Origin of the sequence: Promicromonospora sukumoe, assembly GCF_014137995.1 — a bacterium.
Taxonomy (GTDB): Bacteria; Actinomycetota; Actinomycetes; order Actinomycetales; family Cellulomonadaceae; genus Promicromonospora; species Promicromonospora sukumoe.
This window is the reverse complement of the sequence record NZ_JACGWV010000001.1, coordinates 1,059,254-1,074,996: the sequence shown is the minus strand read 5'-3', so window position 1 is coordinate 1,074,996 and position 15,743 is coordinate 1,059,254. Positions and strand designations below refer to the sequence as shown.

Here is a 15,743-nt window from a genome sequence, read left to right as displayed (position 1 = left end):
CCGCTGGTCGAGCTTGTCGAGACCCGGGTCTCGACAAGCTCGACCAGCGACGGGGCCGACCAGCGATAGCTCAGTGCAGGACCGACGCCGGGATCTTGTACGCCGAGAACGCCTGCGCCACCTTCGCCTCGTCCAGGCCGTAGCGCTCCAGCGTGTACGCGTGCGGACGGTGTCCGCTCCGGTCGAGGGCGGCGGCCAGGTTGGCGTCGTCGGTCGCGCCCCAGTCCAGGCCCAGGGTCTCGAAGAGCCCGTGCACCACGGTCTCGGGGTCCTTCATGAGGTCGTCGTAGACCACGTCGATCACGGCGTCGTCGGGGAGCTGCTCGCGCAGCCCGACGGCGCGCTCGACGCCGCCCGCGGAGATGTCCAGCCACTCCCGGCCGATCCGTTCCAGGTCGATGCGGCCCGGCTTGATGTACATGGCCTGCGTCGCCTCGGCCATGGAGCAGCCGGAGGCGACGGCGGCGCCGGGCGCGCGGTGCGTCCACACGAAGCGCGCGCCGGGGAAGGCCTTCAGGATCTCCGGCATCCGCCACAGGTCCATCGGGTGCTTGAGCACCCAGCGGTCGGGCGCCTCGCCCGCGGCGATGACCTGCAGGGCGTCGCGCAGGAACCGGTAGTCCTCCGTGAGGTCGGCGCTGCCGACCCAGTCCAGGTAGCGCGGCGCCGGGCCCCACGTCGCGAACATCTCGGTGTGGGCGCGGAGCATGAAGTCCTCCTCCTCGCTGTCGGCGATCAGCGGGTGGAGGTGCCCCCAGGCGGGGCTGAGCCGCGCCACGTTCGCGAACTTCCTGCGGGCCTGCGCGATCAGCCGCTCGCGCTCCGCCGCGGGACGTGGCAGGCCCAGGTCGTCCATCTCCCACAGCTTGGGCCCGCGGTGGCCCGGGTGCCGGGCGATCAGGTTGTACGTGAGCGTCGTGCCGGTGCGCGGCAGCCCGACGACGAACACGGGCGCGGTCACCGGCTCGTCCCGCACCTCGGGCCGGCTGGCCTGGGCGGCGCGGACGACCGCCCGGTTGGTGAGCCGGGCCCGGATCTGGTCCTGCGTGCTCTGCCAGCCCATGCCGCTCAGGTCGGGGTTCGCGGCGTGGTCGGCCAGCAGCAGGCGCAGGCTGTCGAGCGCCGCGAGCTCGTCGGCGTCGAGCACGGCCCGCCCGCTCTGGGCGTCCTGGAGCAGCTTCTCGAAGACGGCGTCGGGGTCCTTGCGGGTGCGCAGTCCGGGGGCGAGCAGCACGTTGAGGATTCGGAGCAGAGGTGTGGCCTGGGGCATAGCGCACATCCTGCCCATGCGGCCGGGCGCCGACAAGCGGCCTGAGGAACGCCCGCCGGATCGTGACCTGCGGCATTGCTACTGGTAAACCCGGCCCGCTCGCGGTTAGCATCCCGAGCGGGGGCTTGTGCGCGGTGTCACGAACGACCCCGGCTCGGCCTCCGACGAGAGGGGAACTGTGACCGCATCACCGCCGTCGGGCCCAACGGTGCGCCTCGGCGACGTCGCCGACCGCACGCTGCTCGTGGAGACCACGGCCGCCGCCGACGCGAACGCGGTGTACGAGCGCCTCCGGAAACGGTGGGGCTCGGTGGCCCCGATCGAGCTGGAGGCCGGGGTGCCCGCCTGGCTGGTGCTGGGCCACTCCGCGGCGGTCGGGGTGCTGCGGGACGACCGCACGTTCATCAAGGACCCCTCGATCTGGAACGGGCACGGCCAGGACCTGCTCGGCCCGCAGTCCACGCTGCACCTCGTGCTCGCGAAGACCCCCAAGCCCACCCTGGCCGACGCCGACGGACCCAAGCACACCCGCCTGCGCCCGCCGGTCGACGACGCCCTGGAGCAGATCGACGAGACCCGGGCCGGCGCGATCACGCGGCGGCTGTGCGGCATGCTCATCGACCGGTTCCAGGACCGCGGCCGCGCCGACCTGGTCGCCGAGTACGCCGCGGTGGTCCCGTTCCTCGTGCTGTCCGAGCTGGACGGCCTGGAGCCCACGCAGGCGCAGCGCCTGCAGGAGATCACGCGGGCGATCTTCGAGGCGGGCGCCGACGCGCGGGCCCTGACCGACGAGCTGCGCGCGATCGTCACCGGGCACATCGCCTACAGCCGCGAGCGTGGTACCCACGACATCGCCGGCATCCTGTCCCGGCACGACAACTTCCAGAGCGACCTCGAACGGGCCCAGACGCTGACGGCGATCACCGCCGCGGCGACGGAGGCCCTGATGGCCTGGATCGCCCAGACGCTCGTGCTGGTGCTCAGCGACCCCCGGTTCTCCCACCGCATCTCGGGCGGCCGCCTGCACATCGACGACGCGCTCGACGAGGTGCTGTGGCGGTCCACGACCAACCCGAACCTGATGCCGCGGTTCGCGGCGCGCGACGTGACGATCGACGACAAGCTGATCCAGCTGGGCGACCCGGTGGTCGTGGCCGTGCACGCCGCCAACCACGACCCGCTGGTGCAGTCCGACGACCCGTGGGACACCGTCGGCAACCGCGCCTACCTGTCCTTCGGCGCCGGCGTGCACCGCTGCCCCGCGCCGCGCCTGGGCCGCGTCGTCTCCCGCATCGCGGTCGCCGAGCTGCTGCAGCGCCTCCAGGTCACGCTCGTGGGCGACCCCGACGACGTCGAGTGGGCCACCAGCCCGTGGATGCGGTTCCCGTCCCGGCTGCCGGTCACGTTCCCCTCGCCGCGCGAGGAGCCGCCGCCGCCCCGTCCCCTCTTCCCGACGACGGCGCCGCGCCGATAGGGGCAGCGTGGGTCCGCGCGCGTAGCCTCGGGTGCATGGCAGCCAGTCGGAACGCGTTCGGTGAGTTCCTCACGGCCCAGCGCGCCCGGGTCTCCCCGCAGGACGTCGGCCTGCCGACGGCGGGAGCTCGGCGCGTGGCGGGCCTGCGGCGCGAGGAGGTCGCCGTCCTGGCGGGGGTGAGCGCCGACTACTACGCGCGCCTGGAGCAGGGCCGGGAGCGGACGCCGTCGGCCCAGGTGGTGGAGGCGCTCTGCGCCGCGCTGCGACTCGGCCCCGACGCCCAGGCGCACGCCTACCGGCTGGCCCGGCTCGCCCCGACGGCCCTGCCCGTCAGCGACCAGGTGGGCCCCGACATGCTGCGCCTGCTCGACAGCATGCCGGACGTCGCCGCCTACGTGGTCAACCCCGCGTTCCGGGTCCTGGCCACCAACCCGGTCGCCGCCGAGCTGCTCGGCCCGGAGCAGGTGACCCGGGGCGCGGTCCCGTACCTGTTCCTCAGCCCCGCCGCGCGCACCTACTTCGTGGACTGGGAGCACATCGCCCGCGCGGCGGTCAGCGCGCTGCGGCTGGCGCTGGGCTTCAGCCCGCCGCGGCCGGAGGTGACCGAGCTGGTCGCCCGGATGGAGCGGGAGAGCACCGACTTCGCGCGGCTGTGGCAGGACCACCGCGTGACCGGCCTGGTCGCGACGACCAAGCAGATCAACCATCCCGCCGTCGGGCGGCTGGAGCTGACCTACCAGACGTTCGAGAGCCGGGACGCGCCGGGCCAGCAGCTCACGATCGCGACGGCCGCCGAGGGGTCGCCGAGCGCCGACTCGCTGGCGCTGCTCGGGACGCTGGCGGCGGACCGGGCGGTCTGAGCCAGGGAGTGCCACACCCAGGAAGCCACTGCCTTCCTCGCGCGGGCCGCGCACCTCAGGCTGGAACGGCACCCGGAACCCGGGCGCCCGCACCACGAGAGGACAACCCATGGCCCAGGTCCTGGAGATCACCACGCTCCGGCCCGCCCCCGGACGCACGCCGGAGGACTTCGTCACCGCGAACGCCGACATCGACGACTACCTGCGCCGGCAGCCCGGCTTCCTGGGACGGCGGATCGCCGTGCGCGACGACGGCACCGTGGTCGACGTCGTCGCCTACGACAGCATGGCGCACGCCCGGGCCGGCGCGGGCGGCATCACCGGCGAGATGGGTGACTCCCCCGTTCACGACACGATCGACCAGACGTCCGTCGACTGGCAGCTGACGACGGTCCTGCACGAGGTCGAGCCGCCGGCGCCGTCGGGCACCCCCGCCGTGCGTGACGGGGCCGAACCCGACCCGGCCGGGCAGACGCTGGCGCAGGCCGACGCCACCGCGCGGGAGGTCCGCGCCCTGTACGAGCAGATCGAGCAGCGCGTGCTCGGCCGCACCTGGACCCTGCCGGAGCTGGCCGTCGGGTTCACGAACGACGCCGCCTACGTGGGCCGCCTGGTCCTGGCGGCCGAGCACACGTGGGACATCTCCGGCGACGTCGACGCCGAGCTGCGGCACAAGCTGGCCGAGAACATGTGGTGGCTCTTCGTCCTCGCCGACAAGCTCGGCGTCGACCTGCCCGCCGCGTACGCCGAGACGATGGCGAAGATCGGCGGTGGGCTCCGTGGCTGACGCGCTGCTCCCCACCGCTCTTCTCGCCGCCGGCGACGAGCCCGAGCTGGTCCGCTCTCCCGCCACGCGCTACGTGGCCGTCCTCGGCGCGGGCGCGCCGGGCAACGAGGAGTACTACCGCCGGATGGCGCTCGTCTCGGACGTCGCCCGCGCGCTCGTGCCGGACCGGGCCGCGCCGGGTGCGGCTGCGCCCGACCGGTCGGTCGTCGAGGGTCAGTACTGGTACCCCGAGGGCTCGGCACCGGTCGGCATCGCGGACTTCTACAGCGTGCACCCGGTGACCGAGCTGAGCTACCGGCTCATGGTTGCCGTCGCGCAGGAGACCACGGCGGACGACGTCGCCGCGGCCCGCACCGCGGCGGCGAGCCCGTCGGACACCGCCGGGGACGCGCTGGAGGTGGTCGACCTGCCCGAGGAGACCGTCGTCCAGGTGATGCACCACGGCCCCTTCGCCGACGAGCTCGCCACGCTGGACCGGCTGGGCAGGTTCGCGGCGGGTGCCGGCGTGGCCCGCAGCGGACCGCACCGCGAGGTCTACCTCGTCGCCTACACCGCCGAGACGCCGCAGGACGGGCTGCGCACGATCCTGCGCGACCCGGTGGCCTGACGGCGGACGCGCGCCGCAGTCCGGCCCCGGGCCGAGAACGGCGAAAGGCCTCGCCGCCGATCCTTGCGGACCGGCGGCGAGGCCTTCGGCGTGGCGCGGGGCGACCTAGATGCCGGCGAGCACGCTGGTGTCGCCCGCGGTCCAGGCGTTGTCCACGGTCACGCGCCGGATGAGCCAGACCTCGTCGCCCCGGACCAGCTCGACGTCGTACCGGTTGGTCATCAGGACGTGCCGCGAGTGGTCGCCGCGCGGCAGGTGCTGGCAGGCGACGATCGCCTCCAGGTGGGCCGTGTCGCCGTCGAGGGTCACCCGCGGGTTGCTCACGGAGTGCGTCGTGTCGAGCGCGGCGAGCGACTCCGCCAGCGCCGCGGCGATGGTCTCGCCGCCCTCGACCGGCGGGTAGGCCTGGCCGGCCTTGGCGGTCGCCGGGCCGAAGTCGGCGACGGCGTCGTGCGTGAACGCGGAGGCGAGCAGCGCACGGTCGCGCAGGTCGAGCCCTGCCGCGTACCGGTAGAGGGTCTCCACCACCGCGAGCTTGTCCGCGGTGGCCGTGAGGGAGGTGATGCTGTCGGTGACCGACATGGTGCTTCCTTCGTCGAGGAGTGATGCGTGCTCCACGGTAGACCCCTATTCGACAGGTGTCGATTAGTTGGGCGGTGACGAAGGGAACACCGCCGACGCCTCCTGTACGGTGCGTTCATGGCGAGCGCTCACCCCTCGACGGCCGGCGAGGACCCGCGCTTCACGCGGTCCCGGCAGGCCATCACGGAAGCGCTGGGAAGGCTCCTGCAGCAGATGGGGCCCTACCCCTCGGTCGCGGCCGTGGCCTCCGCTGCCGGCGTCCACCGCGCCACCTTCTACAACCACTTCCAGTCGGTCGAGGAGGCCGCCGTCTCCCTGATCGCGGAGGACTTCCGCGCCCTGCGGACCGCCGACCCCGGGGAGACGACGCCCGCCGTCGACCCGGCAGCCGCGGCGCTGACGACGCTGGAGGCCATGCTCGAGACGCTGCGGCAGCGCCGCAACGTCTTCCTGGTGGCCTCCGCGTGGCGGTCACCGAGCGGGCTGATGGGCATCAGCGACCTCCTGGTGGAGCAGGTACGCGACCTCCGGCGCGCATCCGGCGGGGCCACGGCGGGCGCCGGCGACGACGTCGAGGACGTCTACGCGGCCTGCGGGATCAACGGGGTCCTGTCGGCCGCCGTCGGCGGGAGCCTGGGCGACCGGCCGGAGGAGATCGCCGCGCGCCTGTACGCCGTGCTGCCCGCCTGGATGCGGCGGCCCTCCCCCTAGCTCAGGCCGCAGCCCGGGACACGCCCGGGCCCTTCCGCGATGAGATGCGATGTTGTCTTCTGTTATTTAGTGAGAACTTTTTCGTCTCACATCTCGACGCGATCTAGCACGCTGATTGACAGAACCTCACAGAGTCGGCCATTGTTGCGCTCACATCCGGCAGCCCGCCCTCGACGACGAGGAACATCAGCGATGTCCGCTTCACAGCTTGAAACTCTTCATCACACTAGTTCACATTCGCCACCACGGCGGCTCAGCGACGGCCAGTTCGCGCTGCTCCTGCTCCTGCCCGGCGGCGCCCTGCTGCTCGGCGTGGTGCTCTACCCGCTCGTCGCGGCGCTCGTCACGGCCTTCTTCGAGCAGAGCTTGGTCGTCCCGGGCCGCACGTTCGTCGGCCTGGCGAACATCGTCGACGTCCTGACGGGCGACTTCCCCCGCCTGCTGTGGCAGACGCTCGTCTTCACGGTGGGCACGACGATCTTCCCGTTCGTCATCGGCTTCGCGCTGGCGCTGGCCCTGAACACCCGCATCCGCGGCGCCAAGGTGCTGCGCGGCCTCATGCTCATCCCTTGGCTGGTGCCCGGCGTCGTCGTCTCGTTCCTGTGGATGTGGATCTTCAACGCCAACTACGGCGTGCTGAACGCGCTCCTGGAGTCGCTCGGCGTCATCGACGGCGCCGTGCCCTGGCTCGCCCAGCCCGGCACCGCGATGACGGCGGTGGTCGTGGCCAAGACCTGGCAGTCCTTCCCCTGGATGATGGTCATGCTGCTGGCCGGCCTGCAGACCGTGCCGCGCGAGCTGCACGAGGCCGCGGAGATGGACGGCGCCGGCACGGTCCGCCGCTTCTTCTCGATCACGCTGCCGCAGGTCAAGGGCATCGTCGGCCTGGTGCTGCTGCTGGAGCTCATCTGGAACTTCCAGCACTTCGACATCATCTACGTGCTCACCGGCGGCGGCCCCGCGGGTGCCACCCAGACCTTCGCGACCGCCGTGTACGAGACCGCCTTCCACGGCTTCGACCTCGGGCACGCGGGTGCACTCGGCCTGCTCTGGATGGTCCTGCTGATGGGCCTCGTCGTCGTCTACATCCGCTTCTCGGAGAAGGGAGAGGCGAAGTGAGCGCGCTGACGCCGACCCGCACCCCCGTCCCCCGCACGCCCGCCGAGCCCGGCGCCGAAGCCCCCGCGCGCCGCCCCCTCCGACGCGACCTCCTGCGCTCCGAGCGCCCCGGCGTGCGCATCGCCGCGTGGTCCACCGTGGTGGTCTTCGGCGGTTTCGCCCTGCTGCCGGTGTACTGGCTGCTCGCCACCGCGCTCACCCCGCGCGACCAGGTCTTCGCCTACCCGCCCCGGCTGTTCCCCGCGACCCCGACGCTCGACGCGTTCGCCGCGCTGGCCGGCAACGAGCAGCTCTTCGTGTACCTGCGCAACAGCCTGCTGGTCTCGGTGCTCACCGCCGTGCTCTCGGTGCTGGTCTCGGCGTACATGGGCTACTCGTTCTCCAAGTTCCGCTACCGTGGGCGCCGCTCCCTGATGTACTTCGTGCTCGCGTCGCAGATGTTCCCGCAGGCCCTGCTGCTGGTCACCCTCTACTCGCTGTTCAGCGCATACGGGCTGCTCAACACCTACACCGCGCTCGTCCTGAGCTTCACCACGTTCACGCTGCCGCTGTGCGTGTGGATGCTCAAGGGGTTCTTCGACACGATCCCGGACGAGCTCATCGAGGCGGCCCGGGTCGACGGCGCCTCGCGGCTGCGGATCATCCACTCGATCGTGCTCCCACTGTCGGCCCCCGGGCTCATCGCGGCCGGGCTGTTCGCCTTCGTGCGCGGCTGGAACGACTTCATCTTCGCCCTCACCCTCGCGGGCCCCGAGAAGCAGACGCTGCCGCCCGGCCTCGTCAACACGTTCGTCGGCGAGGCGGCCACCGCCTGGCCGGAGCTCATGGCCGCGTCCCTCGCGGTCTCGCTGCCCGTGGCCATCGCCTTCATCGCCCTGCAGAAGTACCTGGTCGGCGGCCTCACCGCCGGCGCCGTCAAGGGCTGACGGCGGGGCGCACCGTCGCCCCCGCCCCGGCCCGCACCCCCGTACGCCCACCCCTCATCGTGGAGGACTCCCATGCCCACCTACCCCGCCCTCGACACCACCGCCCTGTCCCGCAGGCGCCTGCTCCAGCTGCTCGGCCTCGGCGCGGGCACGCTCACGCTCGCCGCCTGCGTGCCCGAGGCGGGCCCCGCGGCACCGAACGCGGCCGGCACCGCCGCAGCGGGCACGAAGACCGACTTCAGCTTCGCGTCCTGGTCCCTCACAGAGGAGAGCGCCGCCCCGGCGATCCGGGAGCTGCTCGGCCAGTACGCCGGCGACAACGACGTCGAGGTCCGCGAGGTCTCCTACCCGTACAACGAGTACATCAGCCAGCTCACCCTGCAGGTTAAGGGCGGCCAGGTCGCGGGCGCCGTGCACGTGGACGTGGCGTGGCTCGGCTCGCTGGCCGCGCTGGGCAAGCTCCAGGACCTCGGCCCGCTCGCGCAGGGCGTCGACTACACCGAGGCGGGCCTCTCGGCCGCGACGTTCGACGGCGTGCAGTACGGGCTCCCGTGGAACATCGGCGCCATCGGGCTCATCGCCAACACCGACCTGCTGGAGCGGGCGGGGATCGCCGCGGCGCCGACGACGGTCGACGAGTTCGAGTCCGCGCTGAAGGACCTCAAGAAGCTCGGCGGCGGCGTGGTCCCGTACGCGGCGTCCACCAAGGCGGCGCAGCTCAAGGACGTGCTGATCTGGATGGAGACGTTCGGCAGCCCCCTCCTGGACAGCGGCAAGGTCACCATCGGCGACGACGCGAGCGTCGAGGCCGTCACCTGGTACAGGTCGCTCTACGACCAGGGCCTCATCGCGCCCGACGTCGACCGGTTCGACGCCCGGTCGCTGTTCGCCCAGGGCCGCGCCGCGATCTACGACGACGCGATCGTGGGCCGTGACGCCGTGGTCACCGAGTCGCCCGACAAGAAGCTGGCGGACAAGCTGACTGCCTGGTCGCGTCCCGTGCTCGCCGCGGGCGACACCCCGCGCGCCCTGGTGTGGGGCGGCGCGATCGCCGTCGTCGACGGAGAGGGCGCCGAGACCGCGGCGGACTTCGCGCGGTGGATGACGTCGGACGTCGACGTGGCCCGGCAGTACTTCGAGGCGCGCGGCCTGCCGCCGGCCACGGAGTCGGCGCTGGTGCTGCCGGATGTGGCGGACGACGCGTTCGGCGCGCAGTTCGCCGAGCGGATCACCGCCACGGCCACCACCAACCCGTTCTGGGTCTACCCGCAGTACGCCCAGATCGAGACCGTCATCGCCGAGCAGGTCCAGGCGGTCCTGGTGGGCAGCGCCGAGCCGAGGGCCGCCATGGAGAAGGCCGGCGCGGCCGCGCAGAAGCTGGTCGACTGATGCGCCGGCACCACACCCGCGGCTGGAGCGCCGCCCGTGCCGTCACGGCCGCCCTCGCGGCGGTCGTGACCCTCGGCGCCGCCCTGCCGGCGTCGGCCGCGGCCCTGCCCGCCGCGGCCGTGTCGAAGCACGCGGCACAGGTCGACGAGCTGCCGTTCACCGTCGACTCGTCCAACCAGGCGGGCTGGTGGAAGCCGCTCGACGTCGTGGACGGCGTCACCTACGTCGCCTTCAACGCGCCCGGCCCCACGGCCGCGACGCACCAGGTGCACGTGGCCGCGCGCGGGACGGACGGCACCTGGACCGACGGCTGCCTGCGCACCGCGAACGGCTCGTGCGCCACGTTCGCGGACGACAACGGCCACAACCAGCCCTCCATCGTGGTCGACGGCGCGGGCCACGTGCACGCGTTCGTCTCGATGCACCACGAGCAGTGGAACTACTTCCGCACGACGACGCCGGGCGACGTCACCTCCCTGGTGGACGTCTCCGCGCAGATGCCGGACCAAGGCCTGGCGATCACCTACCCTGTGACGGCGCGCGGCGCGGACGGCGACGTCTACGTCATGGCCCGCGCGGGCGCCGACCAGCGCCAGGCCCGCACCGGCAACCTGTACCGCTTCGACACCTCGGCCGGCACCTGGTCGCGGGTCGCGGTGATCGCCGACGCGCAGGGGTACTCGTTCTATCCGGACGATCTCAAGGTCGGTACCGACGGCCGGGTGCACGTGCTGTGGGAGTGGGGCCCCTGGCCCGCCGACCCGTCGCGGCACCTCGGCTCGTACGCCGTGTACGACCCGGCCGACGGCTCGTTCCGCGACGTCGCGGGCGCCACGCTCACGACGCCGGTCACCCCGGCCACCCCGGGCGCCGTGATCTACCAGCCGTACGTGGACGGCGAGGACATCGGGTCGTACTGGCCCGCGCTGCAGACCGCGAAGCTGTCGGTGCACGGGGACCGCCTCGACGGCATCGCCTATCGGTTCCGCACCGAGGGCGTCACCGCGTTCGACGGGTACGACGTGCGGTACGCGCGCTGGGACGGCGCCGCCTGGCAGCGCGAGACCGTGCTCGACCTCGCGGAGCTCGGGCCGGGCGTCGAGACGTCGGCGGCCATCGAGACGACGTCGGCGGGTCCGACCACGCGCGTGTACGCCGTGGTGGAGACGACGTCGTGCGTGACGGGCCAGCAGAGCGCCGTCGTGCGGGCCGAGCGGGTGCGCGGCCAGAGCACGTGGCGGTTCGGCACGGTCGGCGAGCCCCGGACGGGCGCCCAACGGCTCAGCGCGGTGACCGGGCAGACCGGCACGGACCAGCTCTACGTCACGGTGCCGAGCGCGGGGCAGCTCTTCCACGCCACGCTCCCCCGCACGGGCGGCACCCCCGCCGGTACGACGGCGGCCCAGGTCGTCGCGGACCTGCGCGGCGAGACGACGGACGTCAACGTCGCCCGCGGCGCCGCCGTCACGGTCTCCTCGACACTGCGCGCGGACACCGGCGGCGGGCTCGCCGTCGACGGCTCGTGCACCGACGCCAGCCGCTGGATCTCCGCCCTGGACGACGCCGCGCCGGTGCTCACCGCCGACTGGGGCACCGCGACCGCCGTCGACACCGTGCGCGTGCGCAGCGGGTACAGCAGGGCGACCGGTACGGCGGACGTGCTGCGCGACTTCTCGGTCGAGCTGCACACGGCCGCCGGCTGGGTGCCGGCAGGCCAGGTCACCGGCAACACGCACGGCACGCTCGCCCTGACCTTCCCGGCCGTCGCCGCGGACCAGGTCCGGCTGCTGGTCACCGACCCGTCGGCGTCGGCCACCGACGTCGCCCGCGTCTACGAGGTCGAGGTGCTGGCCGTGGACGACTGATCCCCGGCGGGCGGGGACGGCCCCGAGGCCGCCCCCGCCCTGCCCGCACCACCGGCACCACCAGCACCCGCGACCAGCACAGAGGAACCAAGGAGAACATGCGCACCCAGACGGTAGAAGCCGACATCGTCGTCGTCGGAGGGGGCCTCGCCGGCGTCTGCGCCGCGGTCTCGGCGGCCCGCATGGGCCGGCAGGTCGTGCTGATCAACAACCGGCCCGTGCTCGGCGGCAACTCGTCGTCCGAGGTGCGGGTGTGGGTGTGCGGCGCGACCGCGCACGGCAACCAGCGCTGGGCCCGGGAGACCGGGGTCGTGGGCGAGATGTACGTGGAGAACCAGTACCGCAACCCCGAGGGCAACCCCGTCTACTGGGACGACGTCGTGCTGGACACGGTGCGGCGCGAGGAGAACATCCGGCTGTTCCTGAACACCGACGTCCGCGAGGTGCGTGCCACGGGGCCCGACGAGGCCCGGGGCATCGAGTCGGTGACTGGCTGGACCATGGCCTCGGAGATCCTGACGACGTTCACGGCGCCGGTCTTCCTGGACTGCACCGGCGACGGGCTCGTCGGGCACCTCGCGGGCGCCCGGTACCGGCTGGGCAAGGAGAGCCACGAGGAGTTCGGCGAGGAGTGGGCGCCGCCGGAGCCGGTGCGCGAGTTCCTCGGCTCGACGCTCCTGTTCTACACGAAGGACCTGGGGCACCCCGTGAAGTACGTGGCCCCGGAGAGCGCCATCGACATCACCACGACGCCCATCCCCGAGCACCGCATCATCCGCAGCGGCGACTCCGGGGCCCACTACTGGTGGATCGAGTGGGGCGGCGAGCTCGACACCGTGGACGACAACGAGCGCATCCGGGACGAGCTGCGCGGCGTCATCCTCGGTATCTGGGACCACATCAAGAACTCCGGGAAGTTCGACGCCGACAACCTCACCCTGGAGTGGATCGGCAACGTGCCCGGCAAGCGCGAGTACCGGCGCTTCGTGGGCGACTACACGCTGCACCAGGGCGACATCGTGGACCAGACGCAGTTCGACGACGGCGTCGCGTTCGGCGGCTGGTCCATCGACCTGCACCCCGCGCAGGGCATGTACGCGCAGGGCGCGGGCGCGCTCCAGCGCTTCTCCGACGGCGTCTTCGAGATCCCCTATCGGTCCCTGTACTCCGTGAACGTCGAGAACATGCTCTTCGCTGGCCGCGACGTCTCGGCCACGCACATCGCGTTCGGCGCCGCGCGCGTCATGGCGACCTGCGGCGCGATGGGCCAAGCCGTGGGGACGGCGGCGGCGCTGTGCGTCGAGCACGGCACCACCCCGCGCGGCATCTACACCGACCACCTCGACGAGCTGCGGCAGACGCTCCTGGCGTGGGACGCGCCCGTCGTCGGCGTGGCGAACACCGACCCGCGCGACCTGGCCCGGCGCGCCCGTGTCACGGCGTCGAGCACGACGACGACCGTCGGGGTCCCGGACGACGGGCCGGCCGGCGACCCCGAGGCCGACCTCGACGCGCACGACCTCGACGTCGACCTCGGCATCGCGCTGCCCGTGGACCCGCGCCTGGACAGCGTGGACCTGCTGGTCTCCGCGCGGCGGGACACGACCCTGAGCGTCGAGGTGTGGTCCACGGGCAGACTCCAGAACGTGGTGCCCGCCCTGCTGGAGGGCAAGGCCGAGGTGGCCGTGCCCGCGGGCGACCGGCGCTGGGTCACCGCGCACGTGGCCTTCGCGCCCGGCACGCCGCAGAACGCCGTGGTGGTGCTGCGCGCCAACCCCGACCTCGCCGTGCACACCACGGCGCCGCTGCCGCCCGGCGTGCTCACCCTGGTGCACCGCGTCGACAGCGACGACCAGAACGTGCAGGTCAGCACCGACGAGCTGCTGGTGCAGTGGCCCACCAAGCCGCTGCGCGGCCGCTCCGTCGTCTTCCGAACGGCGCCGGAGACGCGCGCGCTGGCGCCCGAGCGGGCGACGTCGGGCTACCACCGCAACCACGGCGGGCCGAACCTGTGGGCCTCCGGCCCGCTGTCCCCGGGGCGCGCGGAGTGGCTCCGCCTCGACTGGGACGAGCCCGTCACGGCGGGCGAGGTGCGGGTCGTGCTCGACGACGACCTCGACGTCGAGCTGAACACGCTGCACCACCACCGGACCCCGGACGAGGTGCTGCCGACCCTGGTGAAGGATTACCGCGTCGAGGTGCTGCCCGACGGCGCCGGCGAGGACTGGGTCACCGTCGCGGCCGTCACGGACAACCGGCGGCGGCTCCGGGTCCACCCGCTGCCGGACGACGTCGGCGCTCTGCGGTCCGCGCGCCTCGTCATCGCCGCCACCAACGGCGCCGCCCAGGCCCGCGTGGTCGCCTTCCGGGTGCAGGAGCGCTGATGGCGACCGAGAACCGGGTCCCGGCGCCGCGCCACCGGGCCGGCACCACTACGCTGTCGGTCGTGCACAGGAAAGAGCGCACCGGCATCGTGGCGCTCGCCGTGCCCGACCTGGAGGAGCCGTACTTCGCCGAGCTGACGGCGCTGCTGGTGCGCCGCGCGGACCAGCGCGGCCTTTCGGTGCTCATCCAGCTCACCGCGGGCGACCACGAGCGCGAGGTGAACGTCGCCAACGGCACGGGCCTGCCCCCGACGGACGGTCTGATCCACATCCCGCGCGCGCTGTCGGTCGCGGACCTGACCCGGCGCGCCACGCCGGGGCCGCTCGTGCTGCTGGGCGAGCACATCCTGGTCAGCCCGTTCACGCACGTGACCATCGACAACCGGGCGGCGTCCTACGCCGCGACCGAGCACCTCGCCCAGGTCGGCTGCGCGCGCGTGGCCTACGTCGGCACGCGGGACGCGCGTCCGTCCGACGCCGCGGACCGGCGGTTCACGGGTTACCGCGACGCCGTCGCGGCCCTCGGGCTGGCGGCGGAGGCCGAGCTGGTCGCCCAGGTGGACGCGTTCACCCCGGACGAGGGCCTGCGCGCGGTCGCGGACCTGGTGCGGCACGGGATCGCGTTCGACGGGCTGGTGTGCGCGAACGACTCCGTGGCCTTCGGCGCGCTCGTCGCGCTCCAGGCGGCCGGGCGGTCCGTGCCGGACGACGTGGCCGTGGTGGGCATCGACGACGTGCGCGGGGCGCGCTTCACGGCGCCCGCGCTGACGTCGGTCTCCCCGGACAAGGAGGCCCTGGTCGAGCGCGCGCTGAGCGAGCTCGAACGCCAGATCGCCACGCCGCCCGGCGGCAACCTGCCCGTCGAGCACGTGGTGGTCGGGGCGCGCGTGGTGCCCCGGGCCAGCACAGCCCGGTGAGCCCGGGCTCAGCCGACCGCGACCACCTGGAGCTCGCCGACCTGGCCGTCGAGCGCCGTGCGCGCGTCGTCGTCCAGCCCGTCGTCGACGACCAGCCGCGCGACGTCGCGCAGGTCGACGACGGTGGTCAGCCCGACGACGCCCCACTTGGAGTGGTCGGCGAGCACGACCGCCTGGCTGCCGGCCGCGAGCAGCGCGCGGTCGGTCTCGGCCTCCAGGAGGTTCGGCGTCGTCAGGCCGGCCTGGAGGTCGATGCCGTGCGCGCCCAGGAACGCGATGTCCAGGTGCAGGTGCTCCAGCGAGCGCACGGCGACGGGCCCCACCAGGGAGTCCGACGGCGTCCGCACGCCCCCGGTCAGCACGACCGACTGGGTGTAGGGCTCGTCGGAGCGGTCCGGGCGCCGGAACACCTCGGCGACCGGCAGGGAATTGGTCACCACGGTGAGCTCCGGGACCTCGCGCAGCTCCTGGGCCAGCACCCACGCCGTCGTCCCACCGGACAGGCCGACCGCCATGCCGGGCTCCACCCAGGCCGCGGCGTGCTGCGCGATGGCGCGCTTCTCCGCGACCTGGCGGTGCATGCGCGTCACGAACGTGCGGTCCTGCCGCGTCGTGTCGCTCTGCCGCGCCGTGGCGCCGCCGCGCACCTTGTCGAGCTTGCCGTGGTCCGCGAGCACGTCGATGTCGCGGCGCACCGTCATCGCGCTCACCCCAAGGTCGTCGGCGAGCTCGGCGATGCTCGCGGCGCCGCGGCGGGCGACCTCCTCGACGATCCGCGCCCTGCGCTCAGCGACCAGCACACCTACCCCTTTCGACGACCGGCTCAGTGTGCCACGAGCAGCGTGTCGCGCC

14 protein-coding genes are annotated in these 15,743 nt (G+C 73.2%); 11 read left to right on the top strand and 3 right to left on the bottom strand.

Translation table 11 applies throughout. The annotated features are described in order from the left end of the window. Positions 1–70: 70 nt before the first annotated feature. The gene (locus FHX71_RS04725) at positions 71–1,270 is read right to left on the bottom strand and encodes a sulfotransferase family protein (protein ID WP_182614647.1); all 1,200 of its coding nucleotides are present in this window, start codon (positions 1,268–1,270) and stop codon (positions 71–73) included. Positions 1,271–1,448: 178 nt separating this feature from the next. Between FHX71_RS04725 and FHX71_RS29940 the strand changes: the two genes are divergently transcribed. The 4 genes from FHX71_RS29940 (at position 1,449) to FHX71_RS29935 (ending at position 4,998) form a co-directional block, all read left to right on the top strand. Beyond that, positions 1,449–2,744, top strand: a complete 1,296-nt coding sequence (locus FHX71_RS29940) for a cytochrome P450 (protein ID WP_182614646.1) — start codon at positions 1,449–1,451, stop codon at positions 2,742–2,744. Positions 2,745–2,779: 35 nt separating this feature from the next. Further along, entirely contained in the window at positions 2,780–3,604 is an 825-nt protein-coding gene (locus FHX71_RS04715) for a helix-turn-helix domain-containing protein (RefSeq protein ID WP_182614645.1), read from the top strand. Positions 3,605–3,713: 109 nt separating this feature from the next. After that, a complete protein-coding gene (locus FHX71_RS29015; RefSeq protein WP_246402210.1) occupies positions 3,714–4,391 on the top strand; it encodes a nucleoside triphosphate pyrophosphohydrolase family protein in 678 nt (225 codons plus the stop codon). After that, positions 4,384–4,998: a GyrI-like domain-containing protein gene (locus FHX71_RS29935; RefSeq protein WP_182614644.1), complete on the top strand. Its 615-nt coding sequence runs from the start codon at positions 4,384–4,386 to the stop codon at positions 4,996–4,998. Before FHX71_RS29015 ends, FHX71_RS29935 begins: the two co-directional genes overlap by 8 nt. A gap of 105 nt (positions 4,999–5,103) precedes the next feature. On the opposite strand, the gene FHX71_RS04695 is transcribed toward FHX71_RS29935, so the two are convergent. Continuing rightward, positions 5,104–5,580: a nuclear transport factor 2 family protein gene (locus FHX71_RS04695; protein ID WP_182614643.1), complete on the bottom strand. Its 477-nt coding sequence runs from the start codon at positions 5,578–5,580 to the stop codon at positions 5,104–5,106. A gap of 117 nt (positions 5,581–5,697) precedes the next feature. Here FHX71_RS04695 and FHX71_RS04690 point away from each other — a divergent pair, with 117 nt between their 5' ends. The 7 genes from FHX71_RS04690 (at position 5,698) to FHX71_RS04660 (ending at position 14,891) form a co-directional block, all read left to right on the top strand. Continuing rightward, a complete protein-coding gene (locus tag FHX71_RS04690; RefSeq protein ID WP_182614642.1) occupies positions 5,698–6,291 on the top strand; it encodes a TetR family transcriptional regulator in 594 nt (197 codons plus the stop codon). Positions 6,292–6,483: 192 nt separating this feature from the next. After that, on the top strand, positions 6,484–7,410 hold the full coding sequence (locus FHX71_RS04685) for a carbohydrate ABC transporter permease (protein ID WP_182614641.1): 927 nt from the start codon (positions 6,484–6,486) through the stop codon (positions 7,408–7,410). Further along, on the top strand, positions 7,407–8,336 hold the full coding sequence (locus tag FHX71_RS04680; protein ID WP_182614640.1) for a carbohydrate ABC transporter permease: 930 nt from the start codon (positions 7,407–7,409) through the stop codon (positions 8,334–8,336). Before FHX71_RS04685 ends, FHX71_RS04680 begins: the two co-directional genes overlap by 4 nt. A gap of 72 nt (positions 8,337–8,408) precedes the next feature. Beyond that, positions 8,409–9,725 (top strand): extracellular solute-binding protein, encoded by a 1,317-nt coding sequence (locus FHX71_RS04675; protein WP_182614639.1) that lies wholly within the window; start codon positions 8,409–8,411, stop codon positions 9,723–9,725. Continuing rightward, positions 9,725–11,590 (top strand): BNR-4 repeat-containing protein, encoded by a 1,866-nt coding sequence (locus FHX71_RS04670; RefSeq protein WP_182614638.1) that lies wholly within the window; start codon positions 9,725–9,727, stop codon positions 11,588–11,590. The genes FHX71_RS04675 and FHX71_RS04670 overlap by 1 nt, the downstream gene beginning before the upstream one ends. A 98-nt stretch (positions 11,591–11,688) precedes the next feature. Next, positions 11,689–13,974 carry an FAD-dependent oxidoreductase gene (locus FHX71_RS04665; RefSeq protein WP_182614637.1) on the top strand — a complete coding sequence of 762 codons (2,286 nt, stop codon included), beginning with the start codon at positions 11,689–11,691 and terminating at the stop codon, positions 13,972–13,974. Next, positions 13,974–14,891: a LacI family DNA-binding transcriptional regulator gene (locus FHX71_RS04660; protein ID WP_182614636.1), complete on the top strand. Its 918-nt coding sequence runs from the start codon at positions 13,974–13,976 to the stop codon at positions 14,889–14,891. The genes FHX71_RS04665 and FHX71_RS04660 overlap by 1 nt, the downstream gene beginning before the upstream one ends. A gap of 8 nt (positions 14,892–14,899) precedes the next feature. On the opposite strand, the gene FHX71_RS04655 is transcribed toward FHX71_RS04660, so the two are convergent. Continuing rightward, a complete protein-coding gene (locus tag FHX71_RS04655) occupies positions 14,900–15,691 on the bottom strand; it encodes a DeoR/GlpR family DNA-binding transcription regulator (protein WP_182614635.1) in 792 nt (263 codons plus the stop codon). Positions 15,692–15,743 lie beyond the last annotated feature (52 nt).

Coding starts and splice junctions, on each gene's coding strand:
- FHX71_RS04690 (WP_182614642.1), top strand. CDS start 5,698: ATGGCGAGCGCTCACCCCTCGACGGCCGGCGAGGACCCGCGCTTCACG.
- FHX71_RS04665 (WP_182614637.1), top strand. CDS start 11,689: ATGCGCACCCAGACGGTAGAAGCCGACATCGTCGTCGTCGGAGGGGGC.
- FHX71_RS04660 (WP_182614636.1), top strand. CDS start 13,974: ATGGCGACCGAGAACCGGGTCCCGGCGCCGCGCCACCGGGCCGGCACC.
- FHX71_RS04715 (WP_182614645.1), top strand. CDS start 2,780: ATGGCAGCCAGTCGGAACGCGTTCGGTGAGTTCCTCACGGCCCAGCGC.
- FHX71_RS04695 (WP_182614643.1), bottom strand. CDS start 5,580: ATGTCGGTCACCGACAGCATCACCTCCCTCACGGCCACCGCGGACAAG.
- FHX71_RS04725 (WP_182614647.1), bottom strand. CDS start 1,270: ATGCCCCAGGCCACACCTCTGCTCCGAATCCTCAACGTGCTGCTCGCC.
- FHX71_RS04670 (WP_182614638.1), top strand. CDS start 9,725: ATGCGCCGGCACCACACCCGCGGCTGGAGCGCCGCCCGTGCCGTCACG.
- FHX71_RS29015 (WP_246402210.1), top strand. CDS start 3,714: ATGGCCCAGGTCCTGGAGATCACCACGCTCCGGCCCGCCCCCGGACGC.
- FHX71_RS04675 (WP_182614639.1), top strand. CDS start 8,409: ATGCCCACCTACCCCGCCCTCGACACCACCGCCCTGTCCCGCAGGCGC.
- FHX71_RS04685 (WP_182614641.1), top strand. CDS start 6,484: ATGTCCGCTTCACAGCTTGAAACTCTTCATCACACTAGTTCACATTCG.